The following is an 18,620-nucleotide window of genomic DNA, read 5'->3' as shown; positions in this document are numbered from 1 at the left end:
ACATGGAATCGGACGACGGATATACATTCGATCACGAGGAGGTCCGGGACCACGGGGAAAAGGGACCCGGTCACGAGTACCCGACCTACGAGCATAGGCAGAGCGACTTCGAGGGGAAGATGGCGCCGCGCCCACCAACGGGAAATGAACTGACGTACCTCCGGCACCTGGCGTGGTGGATTCGACTGAAGATCGGGTGGGTGCTTCCCACACTCCTTGTGGCGTTGGCCAATCCAGGTTGGTACTTCGTATACGACGACATTCCCAAGGGAAGTCTACCTTTCGCTGCTTTCTTAGTGTTAGCAGCCGTATGTATTCTATCTCTGATTGAAGGGCTCAAATTCTGGTACGACCCGTTCCAGGCCGGAGTTGACGCGAGTCGTCTTCGCACCGATGATCCCCTCACCGAGATTCGTGGGAAGTACAGATCTATGATCAACGGACAAGGCGGACGGACGCTTTTCCGCATCGGCGCCCGGGTTCAGATGCTTCCTCATTGGCGCCGCTACCTCCTTCAGCATCTCCACACCAGCGCCCTGGCGTACGTTTTTCCCAACCCGGACATCGATCTGAACCGCTCTGCGCTCTGGGGCACGCGGGACAAATACTACTACCCCCTTCTCTGCCGCCAGATCGACTGCCGGGAGAACCCCGAGGCGGTCGACCCGGTGCTGTCTGTAGACAAGGAGGTCGATTGGGGCCTCTTGAAGACTCTTTACTTGAACCCAGTGCATGTGCTCATTATCGCGGCGGGTGCCTATCACCTGCTCGGGATGTCGTTGTTTGCAGGCTGCATCTGGTGGTACGGAGATCCGGTGTGGGCCACCCTTACCTCCACGCTCATCGGAAAGGGACTGATGGCGACGGCCCTCATCGGCGGCCCGCTAGCCGCGTTTTTCTACTATCGTCATCGCCGCATCTTGAATCGCATCGAGGCCAACTACGCCGAGGAGCAAAACTTAGAGCCCCGGGATCTCTGGGACCGGATTCAATTTGCCCGTCGCCGCTTCGACCTCTCGGAGGAGAACATCGTCTATGGGGAGGGCACGACCTTCGCCGACTGGGCCGAGGATAACAAAAAGCAGCTCTACCGGAAGTACACCGAGATGATGGCAGACCTGAACGAACGGATCGAGGCCCGGGAAGAGGTGAACGAAGAGTTCCGAGCGCGCGGGGAGAGCCCGCCGGTCGAGGAGCTCCAGCGGCTTGAAGAGATGAAAGAGCGCTACAACCGCTACCGCCGCACCCGAAAGCAGATCGTCGAGCAGTACGAGAAGATGAAGGACGGGAAGGTCGCGGAGGCCCTCCAGGACGCGAAGAAGACGGAGGAAATGCCCCCGTGGCTCAGAGATTTTCTTGATGAGAAAAACGACTCCTGAACAGACAGCTCATAGTAGCGCGCCGACACCAAGCTGGAGGAATAGTTCAAGGGCTGCGTGTGGGCCAAGGAGGCTACTCCGGCCATCTGCTGAGCGATGAGTTCGATCACGGGCGTCTGACAAACGAACTCAACGACCTGTTTGAGATCATCGCCTGTCCGCGGGTCCAGGTCCTGCTGAACATCGACGAGGAAACGGGACTCAAGGAGGTCCGCCTCCGCGTCGAGCCGCGCACGTTTCAGCCCGGCCTCATGTAGCTTGCGAAAGTATCGGATTCGTTGGAGCCCTCGGTTCTGGTATTCGGCAAGGTCTTCTCTTCCGTTTTCCGTTTCTGCGCTCGTTCTGATTAGAACCGGAGACCCATGAGCGTCTGTCTCCCGATATGCGCTTCCACAGGCGATTGTCCGCGTACGGGAGCCATCGGTTGACGCCGTCGGTCGGGATGCCGAACATGAGGACGTGTCGCTATACCCGTCGCCGTCTGGTTGCCTATGTTCCGACTCGTCCTTTCTCTTCTCGTTGCTATGATCGGAGCGGGGCCCGCGCATGCCCAGCCGGCGAACGACACCAGCAGGACCGGGCAGAGTGCCGACTGGCTGGTGCTTCCTTACGCCTCCTACGCGCCGGACACGAAGATAGCGGGGGGACTCGTGGTGGGATACTATCGGCCGGAGCAGCCCAACGGCACGGCATCGAGCGTGCAGGCGACCTTTACCGGCACACAGCGGCGGCAACTCATCGCAAAGATGAGCCCGGAGCTATACCTGCGCGATGGGCTCTGGCGCGTGCAGGGAGAGCTGCAGGTCAGTCACTATCCCAACTCCTACTTCGGTATTGGCGGGGAGACCCCAAAAAGTGCAGAAGAATCCTACACGGCCCGGTACGTACTCCTAGACGGCACGGCCCAGCGCCGCATCCGGTCGAACCTGCGCGTCGGACCCCGTGTGTTCGTGCGGGCCGATGCGGTGCGGACGTCGGGGGAGACACGCGGCGACATTGCACAGGGGCGCGTGGCGGGGGCAGGGGGCGGCGTCACAGCGGGCCTTGGGCTTTCGCTCTTCTGGGACGCGCGCAATAGTCTGTACTACCCCACCACCGGCACCTACGCAGAAGTTGTGACGACCCTTCACTCGGCTGCTTGGGGTAGCGACTATACCTTCGGGCACCTCAAGACCGATGTTCGCACCTACCACCCGCTTGGGATCGGCGTTCTTACCGGACAGCTCTACACGGAGGCGGTGATGGGAACGGCACCATTTCAGCAGCTTCCCCTGTTGGGCGGCTCCAGCCAGATGCGAGGCTACCGGGAGGGCCGCTTTCGGGACTCCGTGTACTGGACCGCACAGGCCGAATATCGAATGCCGCTCTTTTGGCGGTTCAAGGCCACCGTCTTCGCGTCCGTTGGAGAGGTGGGCCCCCGGGTCGGCCCAGAGCTCGTCGAGCATGTTGAAGCGGCTGTCGGGATCGGGGGGCGGCTTCGCCTCACCGACGATGGGGTGCACGGACGGCTTGACCTTGCGTGGAGTCCCACGGGCATCGAACCGTACGTTTCCCTGGGAGAAGCATTCTAGCCTCTCACGTTCGTCGCAGGGACGGAAGAGATTCACTTTCTCCGTCGCGATTTGCATATTGGACGCAGGAGACGGCAAACGATCCTTCCGGGACCGGTCTTTCTGATCAAGAAGGTCCGTTTGTACGGCCCGGTCTTTCTTCATGCTTTCCGCTCCACGCTTTTTCCTGCGCTTCTTCGATGCGACACCTCCTTACATTTACGATTGCGGCGCTTCTGCTTACTTCCTGCTCCCTTTTCAAAGGGTCGACGGGCACGGCTGAGGAGAAGAGCACAACAGAGGAGAGTGAAGACGATCCCTTTAAGCCCTGGAAGAAAACCCTGAAGGAGGCCAAGAGCATCGATGGGTTTCTTCCTCTTCACATGAAAGAGGATCGGACCCTCTATGCCGAAATTGCTCCCGAACAGCTGGACAAGAATTTTGGGGCGGTGCTCCACATCAGCAAAGGGGTGGGCGTCTTCAACCTGCACGATGGTCTCCGCCTCACCGACACCCGGCTCATGCGCTTCCGGAAGGTGGGACACAAGGTGCATCTGGTCCACCGCAATCCCCGGTTCCGGGCGGACGAGGGCGGCATGCGCCGGTCCATGAAGGAGAACGTGGGCCACTCGGTCGTTCACGCGTTCGACATCGTAAGCCGCAACGACTCTACGGAGCACCTGCTCATCGAGCTGTCCGACTTTTTGGTGTCGGACTACTCCAGTATCGGCGAACGTCTGAAACCCTACTTTGGGCAGCAGCCGGCCCGGCTGCAAGACGAAACGAGCTACGTCGATTCGGTGCGGGGCTTCGAGAGGAATGTCGAGATCGACGCCATGCTGAACTACGAAGGCCCGGACGTGCCCCTCATCGGCGGCGAGGCGCTTCCGGATTATCGATCCATTCCAGTGGGGGTTCGCTACTCCTTTTTCCAGCTGCCGGAGGAGCCGATGCAGGCCCGACGTGCCGACGATCGGGTGGGCTACTTCACCGACGCGATCAAGGATTTTTCGAAGGATAAGCAGAGCGACCCCTACATCCGATACGTCAACCGCTGGCGGCTGGCGCCCAGTGATACGGCCGCCTATCGTCGGGGCGAGCTCGTGGAGCCGAAGGAGCCGATCGTGTATTACGTCGACCATAGCGTGCCGGACGAGTATCGGGCCTACGTGAAGGCAGGCATCGAGGCCTGGAACGAGGCCTTCGAGGCGGCCGGCTACAGGAATGCCGTGGTGGCCAAAGACGCGCCGGACGACTCGACCTGGAGCCCGGAGGACATCCGCTACTCCACCGTGCAGTGGACCGCAGCCCACCAGATGGGCTACGCCATTGGCCCATCGCAGACGGACCCGCGGACGGGCGAGATGCTGAACGCCGACATTCTCATCTCTTCTTCCTTCGTGCGCGGCTGGCAGCAGGAGTACGACCATCTGCTCCCGGAAGGGGGACAGGCGAACGGGACGGTTCAGGCGTCGCTCCGGCACCGGGGGCAGAAACTGCGGCAGATGTTTTCCCCCAAGCTGGCCCGGCACGCCTGTTGGGCGGAGCGGGGCATGTCGCAGCAGATTGGGCTCCAGCGCGCGACGTTGCTTGCACGAGGGGGGCTCGATCCGGGCGCGCCCATGCCGGACGACTATTTGGGCGCGGCCGTCAAGGACCTCGTGATGCATGAGGTGGGGCACACGCTCGGCCTGCGGCACAACTTTAAGGCCTCTTCCGGCATCCCGACCGACGAGCTCCACGACAAGCGCTATACCGAAGCGCACGGCGTGAGTCTTTCGGTGATGGACTACGCCCCGGTCAACGTGGCGACGGACGCTGAGGAGCAGGGGCACTACTGGAATCCGAACGTGGGCACCTACGACGAGTGGGCCATCAAGTACGGCTACATGCCCATTGCCGAGCAGGGGGCGGAGGGCCCGCTCACGCGCGATGCCCCGCTGGCCGATACGACCACGGCTGAGGAGAACGGCCTCGACAAGATCGCCGGCCAGTCCAGTGATCCCCACCACACCTACGGCACCGATGAGGACGCGGCCCTTGGGGCCTACGCTGTCGATCCGCTGACGAACACCTGGGAGCTGGGGTCCAGCCCGCTGGCCTTTGCCGAGACGCGCACTGAACTCATCCGGACGGTGGAGCCGAAGCTCGACGACCGTCTCATCGCCGAGGGAGAGCGCTATTATCGTCTTCGCCAGGCCACCACCGCCCTTCTGTTTGAGCGCTACCGGGCGCTCCGTCCCGTGACGAAGATGGTGGGGGGCATGTACGTGGCGCGCGATCACAAGGGCACGCCCGATGCCCGCATGCCCTTTCGCCCCGTTACCGCCGAGAAGCAGCGCGAGGCGGTTGACCTTCTCGTCGAGACGGCCTTTGCCCCCGAGGCCTTTCAGTTCGAGGCCGAGCGTCTCAACAAGCTGGCGCCCAATCGGCATGCACACTGGGGCGCTTCCGGGGGGCTCCAGATCGATTATCCCGTCCACGAACATGTCGCGATGATTCAGACGGGCCTTCTCCGGAGTCTCCTCCACCCTGCCCGGCTGAAGCGCATGATTGACAACCACGTGCGGACCGAGGCGGACAACTACTACGGACCGGGCGATCTGATGCCACGCCTCACGGATGCCATCTGGAGCGAACTCGACACGACGGCGCCGCGGGCCGTGGCGATCAACTCGTTCCGCCGCTCCCTGCAGCGCACGTACACCGACCGCCTCATTGCCTTCCTGCTCGACACCACCAGCTGGATCACGATCAATCCCCTCGTGGGCGCCGATCAACTGACGGTACCGGAGGACGTTCGTTCGCTGGCCCGGTTGGAGCTGACGGAGCTGTCCGACACAATCGGACGGGTCCTCGACCGTCGCTCGTTGGACCGCGACACGCGGGCGCACCTTGCGGAAACGAAAGTGCAGATCGACCGGGCCCTGGAGGCCTCCGTCGACGTGCAGCCGTAGCGGAGGGCGTGGAGGGCGATTTTGCTTCACGCAAAACCAACGATCCTGTGAACGGTAAGGCGTTGACGGTGTGGACAGACGTACGAAGTTATCGGGGACGGAGCCGTAGCCCCGCACCGGACGCTCTGCCCTAACGAGAGGGAGTGCGGGAGCGAGAGCTGCTAGTGGGCAGCCAAGTCGAAGGGGGAGGGGGCGAACGAGAACTGTTGATCTGAATCCTGCGTCAGGGAGAGAGGCAGGCCATCGATCCACACTCTGATTGGCATGGACACCTTGACGGACCACTAGTTTGGACTGGACGGGGTTTGTTCGTCTCGTTCCTCCCGATCTCCGTGATTTGCTGTGCAGGTACGTGTGTCCCTGCCCTGGCTCTTTTAGACAACCGTTTCCGGCCTTATGGCATTCGACGATCACTTCCGCTCGGAGACCGCGGCCCTTTATACCGATCTGTACCAGCTCACCATGCTTCAGGCCTACTGGCGAGAGGGCATGGAGGAGACGGCCGTGTTTGATCTCTTCGTCCGCCGCCTGAAGGATCGCAACTACCTCTTGGCCTGTGGCCTCGAACAGGCACTGGAGTACCTCGAAGAGATTTCGTTTTCGGAGGAGGCTCTGGCCTACCTCGACGCGCAGGAGCAGTTTTCCGACGACTTTTTGGCGTGGCTGGAGGACTTTGAGTTTACCGGCGACGTGTATGCCGTGCCGGAAGGAACGCCCGTCTTTCCGGACGAGCCGATTGTGGAGGTCGTGGCCCCGATTGGGGAGGCGCAGCTGGCCGAGACGTTTCTGTTGAATCAGATCACGTTCCAGACGACGATCGCTTCGAAGGCGGCCCGGGTGGTCGAGGCTGCACGGGCCGGAGGGACCGATCGGCTGGTCGCCGACTTTGGCATGCGTCGGATGCATGGCACGGACGCGTCAATGAAGGCGGCCCGTGCCGCGTACATCGCCGGGGTGGATGCCACCTCCAACGTTGCCGCCGGACAGGCCTACGATCTTCCCATCACGGGCACCATGGCCCACAGCTACGTGGAGGCCCACGACACTGAGCGAGAGGCCTTCCGCGAGTTTTCGGATCTGTATCCGGAGACGATCCTCCTTGTGGACACCTACGACACCCTCCGCGGCGTGCAGAAGGTGATTGATTTGGCCGACGAACGAGGCGAGGACTTTCAGGTACGCGGCATCCGGCTCGACTCCGGAGACCTCGCGGAATTGGCCCAGGAGGCCCGTCGGATGCTCGACGCGGCGGGACTGAACGACATGCTCATCTTTGCCAGCAGCGGCCTCGATGAGTATAAGATCCGAGACCTGATTGATCGGGATGCGCCCATCGACGGGGTCGGCGTGGGGACGAAGATGGGGACGTCTGCCGATCAACCGGCCCTCGACAGCGCCTACAAGCTGTGCGGCTACGCGGGCCAGCCGCGGATGAAGCTTTCCTCCGAAAAGTCGAACCTGCCCGGTCGGAAGCAAGTCATTCGGCAGTACGAAAATGGAACGGCTGTGCGCGACGTGATTGCGACGGAGGAGGCCGATCGCCACGCAGGCGCGCCGCTCCTGGAGCGTGTGATGGCCGACGGGCGTAGAACAGATGCCGGCACATCCCGTGCCCTCGATGCACATCGGGAGCATGCCGCCGCTCGTGTTGCGGAGCTGCCGGACCGGCTCCGGGCGCTGGCGCCCAGTGCCGAGGGCTACGACGTTGTGCTCAGTGACGCAATGGAGGCGCGGCTCAATGAGACTCGCACGGCCCTTCGCGACGAGATGGCGGTGGGGTCAGGGTAAGGGCTCAGCGCATGCGACGTGGCGTGCGCTAGTATGGAATGGTATTGGCATTTCCAGAAGCACTTTCTACAACGAGAGTATTGAGGTCCAATTATGGAGGCCCCAGACACTCTTCCCCCCGGCACCCAAACGCGTCCCCAAACGGAAAGTGAGCAGCGGCGGCTCCGTACGCTCGAGCAGTACGACGTGCTTGACGCCCCGCCCACCGAGGCCTTCGATCGCATCACGCGGCTGGCCACGCGCTTGTTCGACGTGCCCGTGGCCCTCATAAACTTCATTGATCAGGAAGAGCAGTGGTGTCTTTCCACCTGTGGGCTGGACCTGACTCGCACGTCGCTCGAAGCCTCCTTCTGCGTGCACACCATTGACCAGAAAGGCGTCATGGTCGTCGAGGACGCAAAGAAGGACGAACGCTTCGCTGATAATCCGCTGGTGACGGGAAAGCCGCACGTGCGATTCTACGCGGGGGCGCCTCTTACAGCCCCTAACGGATATCGTCTCGGCGCGCTCTGCCTCCTGGACGATGAGCCCCGCACGTTTACGACGGAGGATCAGAAGACGCTGGCTGATCTGGCGGGCGTGGTGATGGACGAGATCAATCTACGCCATTATGCCTCCGATCTCGATGCCTCCCGGCAAGAGCACCAAGAGACCAGCGAGCAACGACGGCGCATTTTGGAAAGCATTACGGATGCCTTTTTTGCCGTTGATGAGGACTGGACGTTCACGTACGTGAACAACCAGGCGGAGACTTTTCTGGAGCGCTCCCGCGAAGAGATGGTGGGGAAAAACATGTGGGATGCCTTTCCGGAAGCGGTGGGGTCCACCTTTCAGAAACGATACGAACGGGCAATTGAGGAGCAGACGACCGTCGAGTTTGTCGACTACTATCCGCCGCTCAACCGGTGGTTTGAGGTTAAAGCCTTTCCCTTCGAAGGCGGGCTCTCCGTATACTTCGACGATGTAACCGATCGCATGGCGGCGCGGGAGAGCCTACGCCGAGAGCGGGACCTGACCGAGGCGGTGATGGATACCAGCGTGGCGGCCATCGTGATTGTGGACGCGTCGGGGGAGATCTCTTTCGCGAATGATCCGGCCCTCGATATTCTTGGTGTGGAGAAGGATACCCTTTCTGGGCAGCTCCACAATGAGATCGGCACGCTCAAAACGCTTGACGGGACGACGATTCCCCCGGAGGAGTGGCCCTTTCAAAATATTTTGGATGAGGGGATGCCCCTCACGGAGAAACGCTACATCTTTGAGTGGGCCGACGGCACGCAGCGCTACATCTCCGTCAATGGGGCACCGCTGCGCGACGATCAAGGGGCGGTGCGGCAGGTTGTGTTTTCGATCGACGACATTACGGAGCAGGTGCAGTACGAGCGGGAGCTGCGTGCGGCGAAGGAGGAGGCCGAGCAGGCCAACCAGCTCAAGTCGGCCTTTCTTGCAAACATAAGCCACGACGTGCAGACGCCGCTCTCTTCCATCATGAACCACGCCGATCTGCTGCGGCGGGAGGTCGGGGACGAGCATCAGGATCGCATTGATCTCATTAAGCGAAGTAGCGACCGATTGCTCGACACTCTGGAGTCGGTTCTCGACCTGTCGAAGCTGGAGGCGGGGGCCGTAGAGCCGACCCCGGAATCGATGAACCTGGCGGATGAGCTGCTGGGGACGGCCGAGATGTTTCAGCCGCAGGCTGACGGAAAGGGCCTTACCCTCGAAACGGACGTCGAAGAGCCGCTCACGGCTGAGATCGATCCCACGATGCTTCACCGCATCACGGACAATCTCCTGAGCAATGCACTCAAGTTTACCGAGCCCGGCGGCACCGCGACGCTGCGAGCATGGGGCACGCCCGACCAGGTCGTGATTGAGGTGGAGGACACCGGCGTGGGCATTGAGGAATCCTTTCTGCCGAATCTGTTCGAGGCCTTTGCTCGGGGCGCGGATCAGAAAACGACGGAGGGAAGTGGGCTTGGGCTTGCCATTACCAAGCACTTGACGGAGGTAATGGGGGGCACGATCGACGTGAAGAGCGAGAGAGGCGTGGGGACGACCTTTACGGTCCACCTGCCACGCTGATACGTGTGTGGGGGCGGGGTTGTGCGAAACTCCCCACTTCCTTATTCTGCCCTCCTGCTCGCCGCAATCCAACATCCCAATTCCGAACACCACACTCGCATGACCATCCGCTGGGGCATTCTCGGCACCGGCAATATCGCGAACCTCGTCGCCTCCGATCTGCAACTGTTGCCCGACGCGGAGATCGCAGCCGTCGGCTCTCGGGCGCAGGAGCGGGCCGACGCGTTCGGTGATGAGTTTGCCATACCACAGCGCTTCGATTCCTACGAGGCCCTCGTCACGAAGGCGGACGTGGACGTGGTGCACGTGGCCAGTCCTCACCCCTACCACGTGGGGCACGCGACCCTGGCGCTGGAGGCCGGGTGTGCCGTGCTCTGCGAGAAGCCGCTCGCCCTCAACGCTGACGGGGCGGCTCGGCTCATCGCCACGGCCCGAGAGCAGGACGAGTTTCTGATGGAGGGAATGTGGACGCGGTTCCTTCCGGTGATGGACGATGTGCGACGCGTGGTGGCAGACGAGCTCGGGACGGTGCAGGTCCTTCGGGCGGACATTGGATTCCACCAGCCCTTTGATCCGGAGCACCGTGTCTTCAACCCGGCGCTCGGCGGCGGGGCGCTGCTCGATCTCGGCGTCTATCCGATTGCTCTCGCGTTTGAACTGTTCGGCCCGCCCGACGATGTGACGTCCTCCGTCGTGCTCGGCGACACGGGAGTCGACGAACAGTGTGCGGTCGTTTTCCAGTACGACGATGGAATGCAGGCGGTGTGGCAGGCGTCCGTCCGTGCCGATGCCGGGCGTACCTGTGCGATTGCGGGACCGGGGGGACGCTTGCAGGGGCGACGGGCGTGGTGGAAGGGGGCGCCGTTCGATCTTACCCGTGCGGACGGCTCCACGGAAACGTTCGCGCGTCCGTTCGAGGGCAACGGCTATCAGTTCGAAGCGGCTCACGTCATGCGCTGCCTGCGGAAAGGGAAGACCGAAAGCCCGGTCATGCCGCTGGACGAGAGTCACGCGCTGCTCCAGACGGCCGATGCACTGCGGCAGGAGTGGGGGGTGACGTATCCGGGGGAGGGGTGACAAGGCAATCGTATGTTGAACCGTAGAGCTGAAGAATGGCGGCTCCTCTGGCTGCAGCCTCCGATTTGGCTCGAAAGAGAGGGCGAATGGGCGCGCGGGAGAAGGACCGACTGGACTGTTAAATCCGGAAGCGAGAAATCAGGAATTAAGATGTAATCGTCTTGGGGGGCGTGACCGGGATGTGACTCCGAAAATACCGGGACCGATCGGAGGGAGGCGCGTCCATAAGGGGGGACAGCGGACGGCTGATGAATGCCGGCACGCAAAACGAACCGCAGTGTCGAACGTCAACTCTGATCCAGTTGAGAGTTTAAACCGGTTTGTAAGCGATTGCACAGCTTCCGAATGCAGCGGGCGGAGATTCGTGACATTCCTTGACAGCACACAGGCGAATGCGTAGCACACACGTTTCCAACCGTCTCTGGGGGGTCGGGGTGGGGTTTCTTGCCCTTGGCCTTCTGCTTGCGCTCCGGTGGGCGCCCGGCCCTGCGTTGCCCCCACCAAAGACCATCGAGATCCAGGCCGTAGCGGGACTGCAATACGACCGCGTGCGCTTTGCCGTGCAGCCGGAGCAGGAGGTGAAGTTGACGCTCGAAAACGCCAGCTCCCTCGCGCACAACCTCGTCATTACGGATAAGGGGACGCGTGAGGCCGTCGTGGCAGCAGCGAACCGGATGGGCGCAGAGGGGCCGGAGCAGGAGTACGTGCCGGAGTCGGACGACGTGCTCCACTTTGCGCCGGTCATCGATCCCGATTCGAGCGCCACGCTCACCTTTACTGCCCCTGAGGACGAAGGTGTCTATCCGTACGTGTGCACGTATCCGGGCCACGGCGTCGTGATGTATGGGGCCATGTACGTGTCGCCGGACGGCGAGGCGGCGATGCCCCCGCTGGAAGAGGACGCGCACGTGCCCCCGGACAGCCTGCGCGCGGGGGCCTCTGCGGCCGTCACGTCGGCACACCCCTATCCTACCTCGCCCCCGATCATGTACCGGACGTTTATGCCGAACAGCAGTCCCGCGACGATTGCCGTGGGGCTAACGGGCGGCGTCTCGTACGCCTTCGACACGGTGCCCGTGACGATTCGCTACGCGTGGAGCGGCGGCTTCGTGGACAACAGCGAGGTGTTCAAGGGCCACGTCGCTAACCAGCGCGCCGTGGTGGAGGGAACCGTCTTTTACCGGAGCGACGGACAGTTTCCACTGCGCATCGGAGAGACGGAAGGAGCGCCGAGCGCCGAATTTGAGGGCTACCGGATGGTGGAAGAACGCCCGCAGTTCCGCTACACGATGGACGGGGTCACGGTGCGTGAGCTCATCACACCTGTCTCCGACGGGGTGGGGCTCCAGCGCGAATTTCAGATCGAGGAGCCGCCGCAGGAGATCCGGTTTATTCGGACTGCGGCGGATAGCGTGACGGTCGAGGCCTCGGCCGGGACGTGGCGGGCCGATACGCTTCGGCTCTCGCCGGAGGAGGCGCGCAACTTCACCATCACGATGACGAAGTAAGCACCGAGGCCGACCGATCCGCCATGTTACAACCGCGTCGATTCTCTATGATGAGTCGTTTCTCGCTTCTTGTACTCGTGGCCGCCCTGGTGGCCGTCCCCGGCTGCACCGAGCAGTCTGCCGACGACGGACCCGCATACGTCGTCGAAACCATCGACACGCCGCCCGGCCTGATTCCCGAGGTCGGCGGGCTCGACGTGATGCCGGATGGGCGGCTCGTCGGCGTCTTCCACCGCGGCGAGGTGATGATCTACAATGCCGAGACGCAGGAGTGGAACGTGTTCGCGCAGGGGCTGCACGACCCGCTGGGTGTGAAGGCCGTCTCGAATCACGAGGTGCTCGTCACCCAACGTCCCGAGTTGACGCGCCTCACCGACACCGATCGGGATGGGAAGGCGGAGCGCTACGACACGGTGACGGACGACTTCGGGATGTCCGGCAACTACCACGAGTTTGCGTTTGGGCCGGCGGAAGGGCCAAACGGCGATCTGTTTATCTCGCTGAACACGGCCTCGAAGTTTGCGGGCGTGTGGGACATTATGCGCGGCCCGTTCGATCCGGAGGGGCGTCCCGGCCGCATGTACGCGGCGGTGCCGTATCGGGGGTGGGTCATGCGCTACCATCCGGCGTCCGATTCCCTGGAGCCGTTCGCCAGCGGCTTCCGCTCCCCCAACGGCCTCGTATTCGACCAGAAGGGCCGCCTCTTTGCAACCGACAACCAGGGCGACTGGCTTGGGACCAGCAAGCTCTACCACGTCCAGCAGGACCACTTCTACGGCCACCCGCAGAGTCTCGTCTGGGAAGAAGGGTTTGACGACATTCAGCCGCTGGATCTGCCTGTGCCGGTGCTCAACACGATGCGGACGCGGGCCTCTGTGCTCTTTCCACAGGGCATTCTCGCCAACTCGCCCACGCAGCCCGTCATCGACACGACCGGCGGGCAGTTTGGGCCGTTCGAGGGGCAGATGCTGATCGGGGAGATGAACCACCCGCGCATCCTGCGGGTCATGCTGGAAGAGGTGGATGGGGCGATGCAGGGCGCGGTCACGACCCTTATCGATTCCTCGACGGCGCACGACTCGCGGCCCCTCCGCATCGGCAACAACCGGCTGGCATTTGGGCCGGACGGCACGCTGTGGGTGGGGCAGACCGATCACGGCTGGCCCGGGGATCAGGGGCTGCAGCGCGTGCGGTGGACCGGCGGGACGCCGACGGAGGTGGCGGAGATGACTCTTACCAAGGAGGGATTCGACCTCCACTTTACGAAGCCAGTGCAGCCTGAGACGGTGCGTCCCGATTCGGCAGTACAATTTACGCGGTACTACTACGAGTACCACCAGGAATATGGCTCCGACCAGATGGACGTGCAGTCGGTGCCGGTGACGGACGTTGAGGTGTCGCCGGACCGACGGACGGTGTCGGTGGCGCTGGGCGAGTTGGTGTCCGGCTACGTCTACCAGATGGACCTGCACGGCGTGACGGCAGCGGACGGAACGCCCATTGCTCATCCGACGCTCTACTACACGCTAAATCGGTTGCGGCAGTGAAGGAAAAGAGCATGGGGCCCGGGAGCACTCTAAGAGACTGTTTTGATTTTTGATCGGGTTGAGAATCGACGAGATATTTCGCAGGAATTGGAGGGCCGTCCGTTGCTCAGAAGGAGCCCCTGCTGGATCCCGACGATCTGCAGTCGTCGCGCTCTGCCTGAACTGTCATCGTGTGAAATCAAAACAGTCTCTAAAAGCACCTCCTCGTTTCACTCAGGGCGTGGGGGGGCACCAACGTCTCCGCGTTTGTCAACACGTGAGGTCAACTTTCCCAATGTTGAGGCCTAGCCGCGAAAGACGGGCTAGAGAGCGAGCGTCACCGGCTGCCCCGATTCCGCAGACTCGTAAATCGCTTCGATGATGGCGACGGCGGTTCGGGCCTCTGGGGCCGGGAGGAGGAAATCGGCGTCGTGGTCTACCCAGGCGAGGAAGGCGCGGAGGTTCTGCGTGTGATTGTCGTAGTCGATCGCCATCGGGTCGGAGGCGCCGCCGTCCGTGTCGTCGTCGCCGTACGTCGCCCGAATCTCCTCGTCTACCGGCCGCTCATCGCGTAGCTGCCAGCACACGATCTCGTCCTCGTGGAGCTCCGCCGTGCCGTCCCGGCCGGCGACCCGAAGCCGACGGCGTGTGCCCGGGTACATGGACGTGGCCCCGAGAATGTGGCCGAGCGTCCCATCGCGATATCGAAGCGTCGCCACGGCGGTGTCCTCCACCTCGATGTGGGCGGGGTCGTGGCCTCGTACGTCCGTCTGTGCGTACACCTCCGCTACCGGATTTTGTCCCAGCGCAAGATCCATGTTGGCCCGCGCGATCCACGCAATCGCGTCAATCGCGTGGATGGACTGGTTCATGAGGGCGCCCCCTCCGTCTAATTCTTCGGTGCCCTTCCACGTCCCTTCGTAGTATGCATCCTCTCGCCACCAGGGGACCGTGGCCGAGGCGACCGCGAGAGGACCGAACCGACCCTGCGCCACGGTGTCCTGCAGCGTCTGAACGGCGCCGCTGTAGCGGTGCTGGAAGATGCCCCCCAGCTTCACGTCGTTCGCGTCTGCCGCTGCGATCATTCGGTCGATGCGTGCGGACGTGATCTCCAGCGGCTTCTCGCAGAGCACGTGCACGCCCCGTTCGGCGGCCGCGACGGTGGGCTCCAGGTGTGCTCCGCTCGGGGTGGCGATGAGCACCGCGTCGGGGACTTCGTCGTCGAGAAGGACCTCGTAGTCGGAATACCACGTGCAGTCGTGTGTGTCGGCAAAGGCGCGGCCCGGATCGTCCGAGCGGCGGCTCGCTGCGACGAGGGTGGCATTGTCGAGGTCCGAAACGGCATGGGCGTGAAGGTGGGCTACCGATCCGGCGCCGATGATGCCCAGTCGATACGGTTCGTTCATGGTGAAAGCGGAGACACGTGTTCAAGAAGGCAGGGGCGGTAATAGCGGCGAATTTCTCTGTGGATCCCTGTTGCTTCTGGGGGGCGCGTCGTCGTTCTTGAGGAATACAGCCGACAGGGAAGGGCACGTCTCTCGCATATCATCCTCACGATTCCTCATCAGGGACCATGGATCGACGCCACTTTCTCGCGACTGGAGGCGCCGCCCTGGGCGGACTTGCTTTGTGCAGCGGCTCATGGGCCGCGCCCGCGCCGCGGACGGAGGAGCCCGAGATTATGACGGTGACCGGTCCCATTGCCCCGTCGGAGATGGGGCGAACGCTGACCCACGAGCACGTAATGGTGGATTTTGCTGGGGTCGACGTGGTGGGGGCGCACCGGTACGACCGAGACGAGGTGGTGGAGACGGTGCGCCCCCATCTGGCGGAGGTGGCCGACGCCGGCGGCCGGACCTTCGTGGATTGCACGCCGGCCTATCTGGGCCGCGATCCCCGCGTGCTGTGTCGCCTCTCGCAGGCTACGGGCGTGCAGATCCTGACGAACACCGGCTACTACGGCGCTCGCGACGATCAGCATATCCCTCAGCATGCCTACGCCGACTCGGTGGACGCGCTCGCCGGGCGCTGGGTGGCGGAGTGGGAGACCGGCATCGGGGAGACCGACGTGCGGCCCGGCTTTCTCAAGATCGGCGTCGATTCCGGCTCGTTGTCCGACATGGACCGAAAACTAGTGCGGGCCGCATGCCGGGCGCATCGGCAGACCGGGCTCACCATTGCTGTGCACACCGGGCCCGCCCAGCCGGCGTTTGAGCAGCTCGACGTGCTGGCGGAGGAGGGCATCGAGCCGAGGGCCTGGATCTGGGTGCACGCGCAAAACGAAACGGACACGACTCGCCACCTCGACGCCGCCCGGCGCGGCGGCTGGGTATCGTTGGACGGGTATGAGCCGGAGCACACCGAGCGGTACGTCCGGCTCGTGACCGCCTTTCGCGAGAGCGGTCTGCTGGATCGGCTGCTGCTCTCACACGACAACGGCTGGTACAGCGTCGGCGAGCCCGGGGGCGGATCGTTTGCGTCCTATACCGCCCTTTTCACCGACCTCATCCCAGCGCTCCGGGACGCAGGCGTGTCCGAGGCCGACGTACGACAGCTTCTCGTCGAAAATCCTGCCGACGCTTTTGCGATTCGTCCCCGCACGACGCGGTAATACCATCTCCGACGGATCGATGCGCATCTGCTTCGGAGTGTTGAAGAACGGAGTACCGTTCGACCCGTCGCTTCATCCTGGAGCCTGACACTCGGTAACACAGCATCTTTAAGAGACTGGTTTGATTTTTGGCCGGATTGAAAATCGCAGAGGTGTTTCGTCGAGCTGGGGGACCCTCAATCGTTCGGAAGCCCCTAACACAGAGATTGCGACGACCTGCGGTCGTTACGCTCAGCCTGAAATGCGATCGTGTGAAATCAAAACAGTCTCTCAAGGCCGACGCCGAGAATATTCTGGAGGCGTCCCGGCGGCACTGGCAGATCGAAAATGGGCTGCACTGGGTGCTCGATGTGGCCTTCAGGGAGGACCACAGCTAGGTGCGAACCCAGAACGCGGCGGTGAACTTGGCGCTCGTAAGGCGGCTTGTTGCCTCTGCTGTCAAACAGGACGATCGGGTCGACGCCGGGACGAAAAACAAACGAAAGCGTGCTGGATGGGACGACGACTATCGGGAGCACCTCCTCCAGAATCTTTAACATGCAATCGCCCTGCCTCGAAGAGCCGGCGTTTGAGTTTCTGGGCTCCGCGCCACTTTGGAGCTTCTCATTGACGTTCTGCCGGTCGAAGACAGACGGATCGAAGAGTTCGCCCAACCAGAGACAGAGCCGCAGGTATTCCTCCAAAGGAGCGCGCTTGCAGGTCGCGATCAGCTTCTGGTAGGCCCACGGGCCGCCGCAGTCCTCAACAGGGCCTCTTCCAGGATCGCCCGTGCGGGATCGGATCGCTCTGCTCCTCGTCGTGGGGAAGCCTCTGCTCAAAGCACTTCTGTTCAAGGCGGATGTCGTGCTCCCATCCATCTGTGAAATTGTAGGTATAGCGAAACGTCTCGCCTTCGCGCAGCTGCAGGGAGGCGAGAGAAACCTGGCCAGCTTCTACGTCGAACGGCCGACCGCCGGGGTGGGAGAGCCCGTAGGTCAGGCCATGAATGTCGAACCGGGGCAGATGCACGTCCGTCTAGCCGAAGGCGACCTGAATTGCTCGGTGAAGCTTGCCGAGCGTCTCCTGGTCGGGAAGCAGAAAGCGCCGCCAGACCATCGGACTAATTCGAAGAAAACGAGCCTTGATCTGGTAGACGTGTGGGGCGGAAGGTTCAGAGCGGTCGGGCATCGTCGAAGCGGGGACAGCTCACAGGAGAGTCGAATAGACAATCTACGAGCCGCGCTGCAATCAAGGGAAGTGAGTAGCTCAATCAGCTGCTACTCCACACTTTTTATGCTCTCCGACCTCGATTCCGGTCAGGCCACCATCGGCGGTCACAATATAGTTGACACACCCCTCGGGGCTGGGCGTCCGGATCGGAATGATCGATTGAGTTGCCCATAATTTAATCTACATACGGACCTTCGGAATTGATAAGCACGGACCGGCTGGAATTTGAGCAGGTTTTAGTTACAATAAACATATTCTTCAAATAAGAAAGGCTATACTTAATTGATATTCTGTTTTCCTGAATTTAACGGGTGTATACCGTTCAGGTGGGAATTCTCTTTCTTTATAAACTAGCCTAAAATAAGCTATGGAGAACGAAACCTTCTCAAACGAAACCTTCTCAGTGGAGAAACTCGAAGAACGATACGAGATGGCTGCCGCTGCTCCCTCCGATTTGGATCCCCATTCGGACTGTGAGAGTTCGTGTGGGGTTGAGCAAAGGTAGTATCGGAAAAAACATCTCTGGCTCAATGTCAGATACTACCCCGCTCCTTTAGAGGGGGCGGGGTATATATTTTCCTGTTGAGGCCATTTCTTGTTATTCCACTTTAACAAGACACTTGCTTCCAAATATTCAGTTCAAAACCCTCGTTTTTCAGACGAGCCGCTTCAGCAACAGCGGTATCCACTCGGATTGATAGACAGCAGATCCACTGGAGCAGCGTTGGACTTCAACGACGCTTCTGGTGGGACACTCGAAAGAAACGTCTGCACTCAACCCAATCGAGGACCTATATATTATTTTTTGGAGCGAAGCCTTCCACGGAGAATGAGCTTCCCCAGAGCGATGAGCAAGTACCGATGCGGATCGTTCGGGACTCACGAAATCAAATAGTCTGGCAAGGGGGTGAGCTGCGCCCGAAAAGTTGG

At 61.9% G+C, this 18,620-nt stretch carries 12 protein-coding genes and 1 pseudogene; 10 read left to right on the top strand and 3 right to left on the bottom strand.

The window, feature by feature from the left end:
• Window positions 1-2: 2 nt before the first annotated feature.
• From BSZ35_RS09215 to BSZ35_RS09175, 9 genes are all read left to right on the top strand, one after another.
• Complete coding sequence (locus BSZ35_RS09215) at window positions 3-1,379, top strand: hypothetical protein (RefSeq protein WP_105012157.1); 1,377 nt, start codon at window positions 3-5, stop codon at window positions 1,377-1,379.
• A gap of 59 nt (window positions 1,380-1,438) precedes the next feature.
• Window positions 1,439-1,636 carry a hypothetical protein gene (locus BSZ35_RS09210; RefSeq protein WP_105012156.1) on the top strand — a complete coding sequence of 66 codons (198 nt, stop codon included), beginning with the start codon at window positions 1,439-1,441 and terminating at the stop codon, window positions 1,634-1,636.
• 234 nt (window positions 1,637-1,870) lie between these two features.
• Window positions 1,871-2,950 carry a BamA/TamA family outer membrane protein gene (locus BSZ35_RS09205; RefSeq protein ID WP_105012155.1) on the top strand — a complete coding sequence of 360 codons (1,080 nt, stop codon included), beginning with the start codon at window positions 1,871-1,873 and terminating at the stop codon, window positions 2,948-2,950.
• A gap of 179 nt (window positions 2,951-3,129) precedes the next feature.
• Window positions 3,130-5,886 (top strand): zinc-dependent metalloprotease, encoded by a 2,757-nt coding sequence (locus tag BSZ35_RS09200; RefSeq protein WP_105012154.1) that lies wholly within the window; start codon window positions 3,130-3,132, stop codon window positions 5,884-5,886.
• A gap of 396 nt (window positions 5,887-6,282) precedes the next feature.
• On the top strand, window positions 6,283-7,674 hold the full coding sequence (locus BSZ35_RS09195; protein WP_105012153.1) for a nicotinate phosphoribosyltransferase: 1,392 nt from the start codon (window positions 6,283-6,285) through the stop codon (window positions 7,672-7,674).
• Between the two features lie 93 nt (window positions 7,675-7,767).
• Window positions 7,768-9,759 carry an ATP-binding protein gene (locus BSZ35_RS09190; protein WP_105012152.1) on the top strand — a complete coding sequence of 664 codons (1,992 nt, stop codon included), beginning with the start codon at window positions 7,768-7,770 and terminating at the stop codon, window positions 9,757-9,759.
• A gap of 99 nt (window positions 9,760-9,858) precedes the next feature.
• Window positions 9,859-10,836 carry a Gfo/Idh/MocA family oxidoreductase gene (locus BSZ35_RS09185; RefSeq protein WP_105012151.1) on the top strand — a complete coding sequence of 326 codons (978 nt, stop codon included), beginning with the start codon at window positions 9,859-9,861 and terminating at the stop codon, window positions 10,834-10,836.
• A gap of 392 nt (window positions 10,837-11,228) precedes the next feature.
• A complete protein-coding gene (locus BSZ35_RS09180; RefSeq protein ID WP_105012150.1) occupies window positions 11,229-12,344 on the top strand; it encodes a plastocyanin/azurin family copper-binding protein in 1,116 nt (371 codons plus the stop codon).
• Window positions 12,345-12,391: 47 nt separating this feature from the next.
• Window positions 12,392-13,891, top strand: a complete 1,500-nt coding sequence (locus BSZ35_RS09175) for a hypothetical protein (protein ID WP_105012149.1) — start codon at window positions 12,392-12,394, stop codon at window positions 13,889-13,891.
• A gap of 302 nt (window positions 13,892-14,193) precedes the next feature.
• Here BSZ35_RS09175 and BSZ35_RS09170 read toward each other — a convergent pair whose 3' ends face one another.
• The gene (locus BSZ35_RS09170; protein ID WP_105012148.1) at window positions 14,194-15,276 is read right to left on the bottom strand and encodes a Gfo/Idh/MocA family oxidoreductase; all 1,083 of its coding nucleotides are present in this window, start codon (window positions 15,274-15,276) and stop codon (window positions 14,194-14,196) included.
• A gap of 167 nt (window positions 15,277-15,443) precedes the next feature.
• Here BSZ35_RS09170 and BSZ35_RS09165 point away from each other — a divergent pair, with 167 nt between their 5' ends.
• Window positions 15,444-16,481 carry an aryldialkylphosphatase gene (locus BSZ35_RS09165; RefSeq protein ID WP_105012147.1) on the top strand — a complete coding sequence of 346 codons (1,038 nt, stop codon included), beginning with the start codon at window positions 15,444-15,446 and terminating at the stop codon, window positions 16,479-16,481.
• A gap of 257 nt (window positions 16,482-16,738) precedes the next feature.
• Here the strand turns inward: BSZ35_RS09165 and BSZ35_RS19240 are convergent, their stop codons facing one another.
• Together BSZ35_RS19240 and BSZ35_RS09155 are read right to left on the bottom strand one after the other, a co-directional pair.
• Window positions 16,739-17,338 (bottom strand): plasmid pRiA4b ORF-3 family protein, encoded by a 600-nt coding sequence (locus tag BSZ35_RS19240; protein ID WP_146110043.1) that lies wholly within the window; start codon window positions 17,336-17,338, stop codon window positions 16,739-16,741.
• Window positions 17,223-17,576 (bottom strand): annotated as a pseudogene (locus BSZ35_RS09155) (plasmid pRiA4b ORF-3 family protein). Before BSZ35_RS09155 ends, BSZ35_RS19240 begins: the two are co-directional and overlap by 116 nt.
• Between the last annotated feature and the right edge of the window lie 1,044 nt (window positions 17,577-18,620).

The organism is Salinibacter sp. 10B, assembly GCF_002954405.1.
In the GTDB taxonomy this organism is placed as follows: Bacteria; Bacteroidota; Rhodothermia; order Rhodothermales; family Salinibacteraceae; genus Salinibacter.
The sequence above is the reverse complement of the archived record's forward strand: the minus strand, read 5'-3'. Positions and strand labels throughout refer to the sequence as shown.